This is a genomic window from Staphylococcus caprae, from assembly GCF_002902725.1.
Classification (GTDB): Bacteria; Bacillota; Bacilli; order Staphylococcales; family Staphylococcaceae; genus Staphylococcus; species Staphylococcus caprae.
On the sequence record NZ_PPRT01000009.1, the window covers coordinates 1 to 14,472 of the forward strand.

Genomic DNA, 14,472 nt, shown 5'->3' on the forward strand with positions numbered 1-14,472 from the left:
TAAGTTTTGAAAACGTGTCAATTTCTTAAAAAATATTTGTAAAACGCATGTTATAAAGTCAAAGTAAGTTACAATAACAACTATGACAAAACAAATTAATAAAGTGATTTTCATTTTTGAAAAAAGGTTTTATAATAGTTTGGCATATTTAAAATTTTAAAAATTACGTTATACAGCTTAATTAACGTGGTAAAATGCAATATTAGAAATTGGAGGTGCAGTGATGACACGTTCAAATAGCGACGCGCACCAAGTTGAACAAGCCAAAGATTTAGTGATTAACTCAATTGGTGAAACGATGGATTTATACGGTATCAACCGCAGTGTCGGAAATTTATACGGCATTATGGTATTTGAAGGTAGTATGACTCTAGATGAAATGCGTCAACAACTTCAAATGAGTAAACCAAGTATGAGTTCAGGTGTTAAGAAGCTTCAAGAATTTGATATTGTTAAACAGCAATTCACACGTGGAAGTCGTAAGCAACATTTTATTGCTGAGAAAGATTTCTTTAATTTTTTCCGTAATTTCTTCACTCGAAAATGGGAACGAGAGATTGATACGAATATGGAGGCAATTAAAGATGCAGAAAAGATTATCAATCCACTTTTAAATAAAGATCATTTAGATGAAGCAGACAAAGAAGATGCGTTAAATGTTAAAGCACAATTAGATCATTCAAAAGTTTACTATGAATGGTTAGCGCAACTTTGCGAGGCATTAGAAACTGGCGAAATATTTAAATACTTCCCAATTCCTGAACATAAAAATGAAGAAAATTAAGTTACGAAACATTAAAAAGCCAAGAGATTGTGACGTCAAAACGTCACCTTTCTCTTGGCTTTTCTTTATAGTTATAGATTATCGTCTTCTGGTTTTTCTTTCACTTGAACAATTCTAAGCGAACGACGTTCAACCTCTTTCAGTTTATCTGCACGCTTTTCAAGTTTAATCCTATCTCGACCCAATATGATTAAGAAGGAAATCATCATGAAGGCAAAGATAACGATTAATGGAACACTTGCTAAAATTGAAGCAGTTTTCAGTACTTGAAGTGCTCTTTCGCCACCCACTAACATGAGTGAGAATGGTAATAAACATAATGCGAATGCCCAAAATAGACGATTTGCTCTTAAAGGTTCACCGATAACTTTTTTCTGAGATGCAGCTGCTAAGATGTATGAACCAGAATCAAAGGTAGTTGCTAAGAATAAGAATGCTGAAATTAAGAATAAAATAATTGTAATTGTTGGGAATGGTAGTTGATGCATTACTTCGATAATCGTCGCTTCAGTACCATGACTGTTTAAGTAATTAATAACATTAAACTGTTCAGTAATTTGTAGGTAAACTGCATAGTTACCAAAGATACCGAAGAATAACACACATCCTAACGTACCATAACAGATTGTACCAAGAACGACTTCTTTCAGGGTACGACCTTTAGATATACGTGCGATGAATAAACCAATAAATGGCGCATATACTAACCACCAAGACCAATAGAAAATTGTCCAATCTTGTGGGAAGTGTGTCTCTTTACGTCCGTGAATGCCTCCAAATGGTTCCATCCATGTCGCCATATGGAAGAAATCTCTTAGCATATTACCAAAGCCTGTCACAGTTGTTTCCATAATAAACACTGTTGGCCCTACAATAAATACAAAGGCTAAAAGTACAAATGAAAGCCACACGTTGACGTCACTTAATTTTTGAATACCTTTTTTCAATCCAGTATAAGAACTAATTGCGAAAATAACTGTAATTGTTAAAAGAATGATTGAACGTAAAACCATGTTTGTTCCATCTAAACCAGTTAACTTTTCGACACCTGCTGAAATCATAGGAACACCTAGTGCTAATGATGTAGCGGCACCACCAAGTAAACCGAAGATGAATAAAATATCTACTAATTTACCAACAAATTTATCTGTTTGGCCTTTTAAAATAGGTCGACAAGCTTGGCTGATCTTATATATTGGTTGTTTCTTAACGAATACAAGATAGCCAATAGGTAATGCGGGAAGAACATAAATTGCCCATGCGATAGGGCCCCAATGGAACATACCGTATTGCGTAGCATATTGTAGTGCTTCGTCAGACATTGATTTCGCGCCGTTTGGTGGCACTTGATAATAGAATGCCCACTCTATGACACCCCAATATAAAATATCTGAACCGATACCAGCACAAAATAGCATTGCAGCCCATGTGAAATTATTAAATTCTGGTTTGTCACTTGCCTTCCCTAACGTGACATTACCGTACTTACCAAATGCTATGTATAGAACGAAGCAGAATATTGCAAGCCCCATAAATAAATACACAGAACCAATTGAATTTGAAATGGCACTATTGATATCTGTGATGATTGTTTCACTTGCTTTTGGAAAGGCCATCATAGGTATAACAGCAAAAAGTAATACGACAACTACACCTATAAAGGTCGGCCAGTCCATAACTTTTTCCTTTTTCAATTGTGATCCCCCTAATATTATTTTATGAATCGTGTTGTTCAATTACGCTCAATTTTTATTGATTCACAAAAATGACAATAACGAAGTTTTAATAATAATGCAAATTCCATACAAATATTTTAGATGACTTGATTGAATATTTATATAGTTTTAAACATTTTGATGTTCATACAAAATGACTATGACAACAGTGTTAAATTAAAATTTAACAAAATGAACGAACTTTACAGAATGTTCTCTTTGGATTTTTATGCACTTTTATTAAATAATTATTTATTTTCAAAAATGTATTTCTTCATCAAAGTATTTCAATTTTTTCAAATTCAAACTACTTCCCCATTTGATTGGAAAAGTAGTTTGAATTTCATCTCAATTTTAATATCCCAATAATGTTTTAATTAGGAATCCTATAATGATAGATACAGTAATAACGAAAAATCCTGGTACGATGAAGCTTGTTGGTCTCGTTCGTCCCGTTTCGTCCAGTTCAACAGCAAAAAGTAATGTAGGTTGTGCGGGTATAACAAAGTTAACATTTAATGTTTGGACCATTGCGACAAAATAAATAGGTGGTATACCTATACTCATTACAATTGGCACCATTATTGAAGCTGTCGCAGTTTGTGAAATGACAATCATTGCAACCACAGATACTAAGATAATGACTAACCAAGGAACCTGACTAACAGTTTGACCAATGTCATTTTTTAATATCTTTAAGTTTTGAGGTGCATTAAAGATTGTAGCTCCTAACCAACCTGGTCCTAATACTGCAAACAACGCTCCCATCGCTGACTGCGTAATATGTGATGAAAGAATCTCAGACGTATTAATTTTAATTAATAGTAAGTTGATTGCTGCGCTTAAGTACATAAAGAATTGTACAATCTCTGTCATTTCAACTTTTACTATCTTTCCATTTACATTAAATTCTGGCATCAGATGTGGAAATATACCAAACGTTAAAATTCCCATAACACAAAGTAGAAAGGCTAGCACGCCTATTTTTACTTTTCCTGAAAATTCATTCTCAAGTTCAACCTCTGGAATTTGAACTAAACGCTCTGAATCACCACGTACTTTCTCTTTACGTCCGACAAACGTACAGAACACACTCAGTAATAGCATACTAATGAGCGCTGTTGGTAATACAATACTCAAATATTTCCCCATTGAGATATGATAACCCGCTAAAACTGAAATAATATAAGCAGTTGCTGAAGCAGCGGGACTACAAAGTAATGCCAAATTGGCAGTCAATACTGAAGCAGTCAATGCACGTTTAGGTTGAATGTGTGCTTTCTGAGCAGTCTTCGCAATAATCGGTTCTAAAGATAAAGCGATATTCGCTGTGCCGATCCCAAACACGAATAGGAACACAATCATTGGCGCTATAAAAATAATAGATTTGGGAAAACGTTCAATCACACGTGATGCAATATAAACTAAGTAGTCGATACCGCCAGTAGCTTGAAGTGTCCCACCTGCGATGCCGATAGAAAGTATAATTAAAACTGCTGTAACAGGGGCTGAACCTGGAGGTGATTGAAATACAAATATCATGATCAGCTGTGCGACTATGGCAAAGATACCACAACCAAGCGCACCGGCTGTTCTAAGTCCTAATAGTATCGCTAGAATCATTATGATGATTTCTATGATAAACAATAACATGGAAGGATCTCCTTACTCTTGATGAACGAATTTAGTCATTACCTATATTTTATCATTTAAAGATGTAATAAGTATATATATAACAAGAATATTATTATTCTTCGCTTTAACAACGTTTAATCATTATCACTTTTCATCATTATCGTCGTTTCATTTATTTGAAATTTCATGTTAGATATAAAAAAGGATAGTCTGATACATAATTATCTAAAAATAAAAGCAGTAAGATGATTTCAATAAGGATTCATCTCACTGCTACATTTATATTCAATACTTCGTATTGCTTAGGCTCCCTTGCCGCGGGCATGCGTCTTGAGACTACAGGCTCAAGACGCATGCTATTCCTGCAGGCGTGTCGCCATCAATACTTCGTATATTTTTCAAAATTAGACTTTCACCCGCTTCTTCAAGACACATATTCAATAATGCCGTCATGTTGTAACGAATCATGAACGTTGATGACACGCTGATTTAACGATCCTTTATACGGCAAATTAGGTTTATAAAGTTGGTACATAAAAAGCCCATCTACTAATACATCAGTAAGTTCTAGTAATTCTCGACGTTCATCTGTTTGATGTTTTAAATATTCAAAAAGAAACCCAGTCCATATCCAAATTGTTTTACTGTGTCCGAACCGTTGTCTAAAAGCACGGGCAATGCGTAACGTAATATTTAAGTTACAAAATGGTTCTCCACCTAAAATACTTAATCCTGAAATATAGGAAGGCTCACAATTCTCCAATATTTCCTCTAAAATATCTTCTGAAAATGTTTCACCATATTTAAAATTTTGTGCCTTCTCGTTATAGCATTTTTTACATTGGAAAGGACAACCAGAAACATACACACTACAACGGACGCCTTCACCATCAACAAAACTGTGACTTTCAATTTTCGCGATATGATTCTGTCCAGTTTTAATGTCTAATAGACTCATGAGCGTGGTTCCTTCATATGTTTGACTCTTGCGCAAATTTCTTTCTGACGTCCTTCGATGACAGGTCTTTGAACAGGATTTCCTAAATAGCCACATGTTCGTTTAACAACATCGACAGTTTTAGGGTCGCTATTGCCACAATGTGGACATTTATAACCATTTTCAGTCGTTTCAAAATCCCCGTCATAATCACATTTATAACAATGATCAATTGGTATATTTGTTCCTAAATATCCAACTTTATCGTATGAATAGTCCCATACTGCTTCTAAAGCTTTGAGATTATGGTTCAATTTAGGATATTCACAATAGTGTATGAAACCTCCACTAGCGTAGTAAGGGTAATCCTTTTCAAAATCTAACTTCTCAAAAGGTGTGACATCTTTACGTACGTCGTAATGGAATGAATTCTGATAGTAACCTTTGTCAGTGATATCAGGTATATCACCAAAACGTTCTCTATCTAATCGACAGAATCGGTCTGTTAACGACTCACTTGGCGTGCTATAAATACTGAACCAAATATCATATTTTTCTGTCCATTCGTTCTGATAATGTTTCATCTCTCTAAGGATATCTAATGTAAACGTCTTAGCTTCTTGATTACTTTCCCAATCTGGTCCGTAAAACATTGTAGCTGCTTCATATAAGCCTATGTAACCCATTGAAATCGTAGCACGTTGTTGCTTAAATAGTGCGTCTACGTCTTCTGATGCTTTCAATTTGTATTTAAAAGCACCACTTTTGTATAAGATAGGCGCATTATTAGGTATCGCATCTTTTAAACGTTCAATTCTGTACACTAACGCATCATGCATGAGTTCCATTCTTTTTTCGAAAATATCCCAAAACATATTCATGTCACCATTAGACTCAATAGCAATTCTTGGAACATTCAATGTAACGACACCAAGGTTACAGCGTCCATTATTTTCAAAATGACCCTCAGCATCTTTCCAACTAGGTAAGAATGAGCGACAACCCATCGGCGCTTTGAAATCACCTAATAACTCAATAAGTTTATCGTAATTGAGAATATCAGGGTACATACGTTTCGTAGAACATTCTAGTGCGAGTTGTTTAATGTCATAGTTTGGATCAGTAGGATTAAAGTTAACACCTTTCTTTATTGAAAATACTAGTTTAGGGAAAATGGCAGTCATACGATCTTTACCAAGCCCTTTAATTCGTGTACGTAAAATAGCCTGTTGAATTTTACGGCTTAATTCATCTGTACCAAGTCCAAATCCTAATGTTACAAACGGTGTTTGTCCATTTGAAGTATAAAGCGTATTGATTTCATACTCTAAACTTTCAATCGCGTCTCCAATGTCTTTTGTAACTTGTTTATCTACGTAGGCCTCTAATTTATCCGGTTGAACAAATTCTTGAGCTACTTCACGGTGATGTTGTGCGTTCAGTTGAGCATATGTACTTAATAATTCGTCTACACGGTCGACTGTACAGCCACCATACTGACTACTAGACACATTTGCGATGATTTGAACAAGTTGTGCTGAGGCAGTTTGTATTGATTTAGGAGAAGTGACATGTGCGTTGCCTATTTCAAATCCATTTTCCAACATATCTTTCGCGTCAATTAAGCAGCAATTCGTTAGTGGTTGAAAAGGATGATAGTCTAAATCATGGAAATGTATATCTCCTGACAAATGTGCTTCGGCAACTTGTTTAGGAAGTAAATGTTCGAGTGCATAGGACTTTGATACAGTGCCTGCTGTTAAATCTCTCATTGTTGAGAATGTATTACTATCTTTATTTGCATTTTCATTTAATATAGTAGGATCTTTAGTAATTAATCGAGTTAACGATTGCTCTAATGTCGTCATTTTTATCACCTTTCTCTATATATAGTATCTATTTTTAAAATATAACACTATATATAGTATTACAATGAATAACCTAGTCGTTCACAGAAACGTCACAAAGAGTTTAACTTTTAGTGAACTATATGTATGACGAATAGATTGTTGCAGACAATTAAAAAATGTCCTAACAAATGACAATTAATTCAAGTGTTAGGACATTCATATTTGTTTAAATTATTTATTTTTATCTTCTATATTATGATTATGAGCAAATTTATCTTTAGCCTTATCAGCTTCATGATGTGTTTTGTCTTTAGTTTGATTTTCTAATGTGTCTGTTTCATCATCTGTATGCCCTTTTGCCATTTCAAGATTCTTCTCCGTATTCTTACGTTTTTCGGCTTTTGAACGTTTATCATAAGCACGTTCTTCATAGACTGAACCTACCGTTAATATGAGTATGACAGCAATAGTAACAATGATAATTACTGCTAATATAATCCACATCCAAATATTAAATTCCATGCGGTTTCACCATCCTCAACACTTTTTAGTTAGTTTAATGCTATTCTTAGTTGTGTTTTCCCTTAAATAACGTGTTCAATCACATAAGACTATGTATTGTTGATGGCTATTCCATTTTTTCTAAAATAAATGCAAAAAAAGCCACGAACCTCTACCGATTCGTGACTTCAGCATTAATTATATTTGTTGATACAAAATTATGAAATATAGTTATAAGAGCTTGCTTGGCTAGCTGAAATTGTACGTGTAGATACAACACCAGGTCCGCCGTTATAGTTCATTTCAGATACTTTTATTGAACCGTCGCTGTTTACATTTTCAACATATGCAACGTGACCGAAAGCACCTTGTGATGTTTGCATTACCGCACCTTGTTTAGGTTTGTTATTTACTGTGTATCCGTCTTGTGCAGCTGCATTAGCCCAGTTATTAGCGTTGCCCCATGTAGAACCGATTTTACCGCCTACTTTGTCAAATACATAATAAGTACATTGACCTGAAGTATAAAGGTTTGAACCTGAAGATGTTTGGCCTGAGAATGCAGCTGATGAATGGTTTGAAGATTGTTGTGTTGGTGCAGATTGTGTAGTAACTTTAACGTTTCTGTCTGAAGTTGAATAGCTTGCACCTAAACCTCCGCCATTGTTGTTTGATTGATATGATTGAGTTTGGTTGTTATTTGAACCATTGTAATTGTAGCTATAATAATTATTTGAATTATAGTTTTGAGTGCCTTGGTTAGCATTTGAGTAGTTAGCGTTATTTCCTTGTTGAGCTAGATTAGGGCTCCAGTTACCTTGCCAATTGTAGTGATAATTACCTTGTTGATCAATTGTATAAGTGTAGCTGTATGAATAAGGATCATTAGGGTTATATCCGTTATTGTTATTTTCCGCTGCATCTGCATCATGTTGCATGAAACCGAATGTTGCAATACCTGCTGTTGCGATTGTAGCTGTAGCGATTTTTTTCATTTTTAATATCCTCCTAAATTTTGTATATCTTTAACTATCTCGTGGCTACCTTCAATTTTCTATTTGCAATATCATTTTAATTTTTCTTCGTTAATTAACGACAAGACACACTCTAACAGACACACAACCATTTGTGGGCGATGTTAATGCTTTGTAAATGAATCATAATAATGTAACGCTTTCTTGTAAAAATGATGTTTGATTTTTACAGAATATAATTTACTTTCATGACAGGAGTTATAGTATTTTATTCAACAATGTTGTACGAACTGTTGTAATTTATCTGATAATTTTACAACCTTATTTTTTCATAAAAAAGAGGTGAAACTTACGTTCCACCTCTTAAGAGTTAATCATCTTTTTACTATACGTATGACTATAATACATTGCCTTCATGATTGTTCTTATTTACTTTTATCTTCTAGATATTTCACAAACACATCTTTATATAGATCAATATAGTTAAGATATGTATCTTTTTCTAAATATTCATCTACTTGATGTGCTTCAAGTGGTATACCAGGTCCGAAAATTGCAAAATCAACATCATCTTCGCGATCTTTTAATAAATTAGAACCGTCTGTTGTACCGATTAATGCGCTGATAATCATTTTATCATCAACATAATCAGGACCAATGTTAGCGATACATTTGACTAACGCGTTGTCTTTATCACTTTTTACCAAACTATTATCGCTTGGCACTTCGAAAGTTAATCTATCCTCATCTACTTCTTTGATGACATCTTTAAATAACTTCTTCACAAATTCGTTATCATATTCCGGTACAGTTCTAACATTATATTCTATGTAGGCATGTCCAGGAACTGAATTAAACTGACTTCCACCATTAATAATGGAACCAACCATTGAAAATCCTGATAAAATATTTTCTTGTTCTTCAGTTAACGGATCATCAAGAAGGCTATTAAACATTGGCGCTACATCTAATTCATGTTTTGTATCTTCTTTTTTAATATCTTGATACTTGTTTTTCATTTGATTCACGAAGTCAACGAGCGTATCTATCGCACTATCACCTAAGAAAGGCACTGAACTATGCGTTGTTTTACCTTTCGCTGAAACTTTACAATCCATTGAACCTTTGTGTGCGTAAAATATCATACTTTTTGTAGGCTCGGCGATGATGAGACCATCTACATCGTCCATGTACCCTTCTTTAGCAAATAATTTGGCACCTTCTTGTTCTTTTTCTTCTCCTGTTGTAGCTAATAAGCGTATTGTGCCATCTTTTAAGGTATCTTCTTCTTTAAGCTCAATAAGTGAAATGACAAGTGCTGCAAGGCCACCTTTCATATCACTCGTTCCTCTACCATACAATTTTCCATCTTTTTCAGTGAGTTCGAACGGAGGATATGTCCATTCATTTTCATCTCCACTTGTCACAACATCCATATGACCACTTATTGCTAATATTGGAGAACCACTTCCAATCTCAGCTACGATATTTGCTCTTTTATCGTTTACTTTTAAAATATTTGAATCAATGTCGTGCTTTGATAATAACTTTTGTAGATACTGGCACACTTCGATTTCATTATCATTTTCTGTTCGAATCTCTACCATATCTGCCAATATTTGTAGTTTTTCTTCTTCACTAAATATACTCATTTCATCACTACCTTTTTTGTTCTTCATTTATTTCTTAACAAAATACAGCAATGTTAAACATTATATAATAAGATGAAAAAGTATTATTAGTTTTAATAGATCACTAGTGTATGCATGGCTATGTTTTCGTAGGAAATCGTTTCAAATTGATCATGCTAACTAAATGTTTCAACCTTTTAAATATATCGATGTGCTTTAAGATAATGGATGACGCGATCTACAGATTCTTCAATTGTTTCATTTTCCGTATCTAGAATAATTTCTGGATGTTCTGGAGCTTCGTAAGGTGCACTAATTCCTGTAAATTCAGGTATTTCTCCAGAACGTGCTTTCTTGTATAATCCCTTAGGGTCACGTTTCTCACATTCTTCAACGCTACATTGTGTATAGACCTCAATAAACTCATCGTCTTCAAGAATTGCACGAACGTTATCTCGATCTTCTTTATAAGGAGAAATAAATGCTGTAACAGTCAATGAACCGGCATCTACCATTAACTTGGCTACTTCACCAATACGACGGATATTTTCAGTACGGTCTTCAGGACTAAAACCTAAATTTTTATTTAATCCATGACGTACATTATCCCCATCTAAACGGTATGTTTGTTTCCCTTCATTGAATAATGCTTTTTCAAGAGCGACGGATACTGTTGATTTACCAGACCCAGACAATCCAGTGAACCATATCACTGCGCTTTTATGGCCATTACGTTTTTGTCTTTCTTCTTTCGTTACTTCTGAATCATGCCAAATAATATGATTAGATTCACTCATGTTATCTTTCTCCTCTGTTTATTATTTTTGTTGTAACCCTTTAATAAGCACTTCAGCAACTTCTGGTCTAGAGAATTCAGGAGGTAGTGATTCACCATTACGTAACTTTTCTCTTACCTTTGTACCACTTAGATGCAAATGTTGAGATGCATCATGAGGGCATGTTTTAGCAGTTGCCATATTGCCACACGTTTCGCAATAAAACGCATGTTCAAATTTTAATATTTGAATATCTAGTTCATCTTCAAATTGAGAAATGAGTTCTTGTGCCTCGTATGTGCCGTAATAATCGCCTACACCCGCATGATCTCGACCTACAATGAAATGTGTACATCCATAATTTTTACGTACTGTCGCATGAAGTATTGCTTCACGTGGTCCTGCATAACGCATAGCTGCTGGATAAATCACTAAACGCGCTCTATTTTCCGGGAAATAATTCTTAAGGATGGCTTGGTAACTTTCCATACGTACATCAGCAGGGATGTCATCAGATTTTGTTTCTCCAACTAGAGGGTTTAATAATAGACCATCCACGATTTCTAACGCTGATTTTTGAATATATTCATGGGCACGGTGAACAGGATTTCTTGTTTGGAAGCCAACGACTGTTTTCCATCCTAAGTCATGAAATAACTGTCTTGTCGCAGATGGATCTAAATGATAATCGGAAAATTCATCATGTTTAGGACGATTCAATAATTGTATAGGTCCTGCTAAATAAACATTTCCTTTTTCATATACCTTTTTCACACCTGGATGTGCCTCTTCAGTTGTTCCGTATACTAACTTCGCTTCTTTTTCTTTATCATATGTGTACTTTTCTTCTAATTTTAAAGTACCGTATAATTCTCCATCTTCACCGTATAAGGCAACGTGCTCTCCAATTTCTAGCTGATCCGCTTCATCTTCAGTTACTGGAAGTGTGATAGGAATACTCCAAACTAATCCATTTTCTAAATGTGTGTCTTCAACCACTGACGTGTAATCCGCTTTGTTCATAAACCCTGTTAAAGGACTAAATCCGCCTATACCGATCAATTCTAAATCTGATATGCTCCATGGATTTAACGTGATTGACTTATAGACTGAAGCTTCTTTGATTAAATGTTCTCTTTCTTCACCTTCGAGTACTCGATTATTTAATTCTCCACCATGTGGTTTGATTGTATAATTGATTACTTCTTCATTATTAGACATCGTTTCATAACCTCTTTATCCAATTAATTATATTTGTTTACTCGGCTTTTCTTGTAAGAAAAAGACAATAACTTGTTTCGAATCATCTGAACAATGAGTAGAACAATGATTGACGCAAGAATAATAAATCTAACTGTATTTGAAATTGTTGCATCTTTAACGAAATAACTTAATAATGCATTACTATTTGTGAATATAATTAAACCACCAACACAAATAGCTAAAATATTTATAGGTAAAATTTTAACTAAATAAGCAGAAATCGGAGCTGCAATCATTCCACCAACACTAAGCGCAATGACAGCAAACCAATTAATTTGCGTTAAACCTAAAAATATAATAAAGCTTAATGCAGCAGAAGACGTGACAAAAAATTCACTCGCTGAGACTGTACCAATCGCATAACGTGGTTGAATCTTCTTACTTGAGAGTAAAAGTGGCGTATTGACTGGTCCCCAGCCGCCACCACCTATAGCATCTAAAAATCCAGCGATCGCGCCTTGTGGAATGACTTTGAAACTACTTAAATCTCCAACATGTGTATGATGTTCATGTGTTCTTTTAAATAGGAACTGATATAAAATGTAGAACCCCATACTTAATAAAAATAATGCGATGAACGGTTTAATATAATCACCATGAATAAATGTTAAAACACCCGCTCCAATAAATGCGGAAATAGAACCAGGTATCGCAAGCTTTAACATCGTTGGCTTATGAACATTTTCGAATTTCCAGTGAGATGTTCCTGAAGCTGCAGTAGTTGCAATTTCTGAAAAATGAACCGTAGCGGAAACTACTGCTGGTGCGATGCCGTAAGTTAGTAGTATAGATGATGACGATGCACCGAATCCCATACCGAGTGACCCGTCTACAAGTTGAGCTAAGAAGCCTGCAATTGCGAATATTAATACTTTGCGCATATATTATACGCCCCCATTCTTCATTTGACTTGTGATTTAAGCCATCGGATGAATTCATGTTGCTTATTAGTCTCATCTAAATATTTTTCTGATAAAATTTGTTCAAGTAACGCTTGTTTATCAGATGGCTCTATTTTGAGTGCTTTAATGTATTGTCTACTTTCATATAAAAATTGAACGTAATCCGCGTAATCTTCGGTGTATGTATGTTCTAAATTTTTGATAATACGTTGGCCTAATTTCGGGCTTGCTCCTTCAGTAGAAACGCCAATCGTTAATCGGTTTCTTTTAAAGATATTCGGAAACGTTACATTACCTAATTCGGCTTGTCCCGCATGATTAAATAATGCATGTCGAGGTAATGCGCGCATCACCTCTTCATTTACCTTCTGATCATTAGTGGCTGCTATCACAAAGTCTGCATCATCAATATCTTGTGGTTCAAAGCACTTATTCGAATATGTGATACATTTTGTTTTAACCAGTTGTTCAATGGTCTCAGTTAAGGTTGGACTTACCACGTGAATCAATGTCGTATAATCTAATAATGTTTGAACGCGTCTCGTGGCGATTTTACCCCCGCCCACAATTACGACTTTCTTATCTGTTAAATCCAACATTAATGGCATATTCACGTTAAAGCCCTCCTGAAAGTTTATAGTATTCATCTTACTATTTTTCTTCATTTTCTGAAAATTAATATTAAAACGACGAAGGATTGATTCAAATCAGCATACGATTCAGATGTTACTTTGTCGATAAACTCAGTGACATTTCAGCTTGATCTGTTTGTTCTCTAAACCAATTAATCTTCTCTCTCATATGAACAACATCGCCAACTATAATGATAGCTGGATTTTTAATTTGGTGTGACTTCTCTACAATAGTACTTAATGTACCTGTAACTGTTCTTTGTTGTTCTGATGTTCCCATATGAACAAGTGCTACAGGTGTATCAATTGAACGACCGTGTTTAATCAATAATTGACAGATTTCAGGAAGTCGTTTCACTCCCATATACACACATAAAGTTTCAGGTCCATTAGCTAGGTGTTCCCAATATTGTTCTTTAGTCATTCCTGTTTTATTCACTGCCGTTACGAACGCAACTGACGAACTAAAGTCACGATGCGTAACAGGAATGCCTGCATATGCAGGTGCTGCAATGCCAGAGGTAATGCCTGGCACAACTTCGAAAGGAATATTTTGATTTGCTAGCTCTTCTGCTTCCTCGCCGCCTCTGCCAAAGACAAAAGGATCGCCACCTTTTAAGCGTGTAACTGTATGCCCTTTTTTAGCTAAAGCGACCATCATTTTATTCGTTTCCTCTTGAGGTAAAGCATACCTATTAGGATCCTTACCACAGTAGAAGAACTTGGTCGAAGGTGACGCAAATTCTAAAATTTTCTTGTTTACAAGACGATCGTAAAGTATGACGTCAGCCTCTTTAATAGCTTTTAACCCTTTAATCGTTAATAAATCAGGATCACCAGGACCTGCACCAACTAGAAATACCTTGCCCATA

13 protein-coding genes are annotated in these 14,472 nt (G+C 34.9%); 1 reads left to right on the top strand and 12 read right to left on the bottom strand.

Annotation, left to right across the window (positions count from 1 at the left end; all coding sequences use genetic code 11):
- The first annotated feature begins 223 nt into the window (after positions 1-223).
- The gene (gene cudC, locus CD155_RS02055) at positions 224-784 is read left to right on the top strand and encodes a choline uptake/conversion transcriptional regulator CudC (RefSeq protein WP_002444485.1); all 561 of its coding nucleotides are present in this window, start codon (positions 224-226) and stop codon (positions 782-784) included.
- A gap of 71 nt (positions 785-855) precedes the next feature.
- Here the strand turns inward: cudC and CD155_RS02060 are convergent, their stop codons facing one another.
- The 12 genes from CD155_RS02060 to cobA form a co-directional block, all read right to left on the bottom strand.
- Complete coding sequence (locus tag CD155_RS02060; protein ID WP_049402003.1) at positions 856-2,478, bottom strand: BCCT family transporter; 1,623 nt, start codon at positions 2,476-2,478, stop codon at positions 856-858.
- Positions 2,479-2,853: 375 nt separating this feature from the next.
- A complete protein-coding gene (locus CD155_RS02065; RefSeq protein ID WP_103212378.1) occupies positions 2,854-4,152 on the bottom strand; it encodes an anaerobic C4-dicarboxylate transporter family protein in 1,299 nt (432 codons plus the stop codon).
- A 406-nt stretch (positions 4,153-4,558) separates the two neighbouring features.
- Complete coding sequence (nrdG, locus tag CD155_RS02070) at positions 4,559-5,092, bottom strand: anaerobic ribonucleoside-triphosphate reductase activating protein (protein ID WP_002444494.1); 534 nt, start codon at positions 5,090-5,092, stop codon at positions 4,559-4,561.
- Positions 5,089-6,939, bottom strand: a complete 1,851-nt coding sequence (gene nrdD, locus CD155_RS02075; protein WP_103212379.1) for an anaerobic ribonucleoside-triphosphate reductase — start codon at positions 6,937-6,939, stop codon at positions 5,089-5,091. The genes nrdG and nrdD overlap by 4 nt, the downstream gene beginning before the upstream one ends.
- 213 nt (positions 6,940-7,152) lie before the next feature.
- The gene (locus CD155_RS02080; protein ID WP_103212380.1) at positions 7,153-7,443 is read right to left on the bottom strand and encodes a hypothetical protein; all 291 of its coding nucleotides are present in this window, start codon (positions 7,441-7,443) and stop codon (positions 7,153-7,155) included.
- 197 nt (positions 7,444-7,640) lie between these two features.
- Positions 7,641-8,417: a CHAP domain-containing protein gene (locus tag CD155_RS02085; protein WP_103212381.1), complete on the bottom strand. Its 777-nt coding sequence runs from the start codon at positions 8,415-8,417 to the stop codon at positions 7,641-7,643.
- 404 nt (positions 8,418-8,821) lie between these two features.
- Positions 8,822-10,048 carry an ArgE/DapE family deacylase gene (locus tag CD155_RS02090; RefSeq protein ID WP_172605800.1) on the bottom strand — a complete coding sequence of 409 codons (1,227 nt, stop codon included), beginning with the start codon at positions 10,046-10,048 and terminating at the stop codon, positions 8,822-8,824.
- A 176-nt stretch (positions 10,049-10,224) separates the two neighbouring features.
- Positions 10,225-10,824: an adenylyl-sulfate kinase gene (gene cysC, locus CD155_RS02095; protein WP_103212383.1), complete on the bottom strand. Its 600-nt coding sequence runs from the start codon at positions 10,822-10,824 to the stop codon at positions 10,225-10,227.
- Between the two features lie 21 nt (positions 10,825-10,845).
- On the bottom strand, positions 10,846-12,024 hold the full coding sequence (gene sat, locus CD155_RS02100) for a sulfate adenylyltransferase (protein WP_103212384.1): 1,179 nt from the start codon (positions 12,022-12,024) through the stop codon (positions 10,846-10,848).
- Positions 12,025-12,047: 23 nt separating this feature from the next.
- Positions 12,048-12,947, bottom strand: a complete 900-nt coding sequence (locus tag CD155_RS02105; protein WP_103212385.1) for a sulfite exporter TauE/SafE family protein — start codon at positions 12,945-12,947, stop codon at positions 12,048-12,050.
- A 20-nt stretch (positions 12,948-12,967) separates the two neighbouring features.
- The gene (locus CD155_RS02110) at positions 12,968-13,582 is read right to left on the bottom strand and encodes an NAD(P)-binding protein (protein ID WP_103212386.1); all 615 of its coding nucleotides are present in this window, start codon (positions 13,580-13,582) and stop codon (positions 12,968-12,970) included.
- Positions 13,583-13,694: 112 nt separating this feature from the next.
- A complete protein-coding gene (gene cobA, locus CD155_RS02115; protein ID WP_103212387.1) occupies positions 13,695-14,471 on the bottom strand; it encodes a uroporphyrinogen-III C-methyltransferase in 777 nt (258 codons plus the stop codon).
- Between the last annotated feature and the right edge of the window lies 1 nt (position 14,472).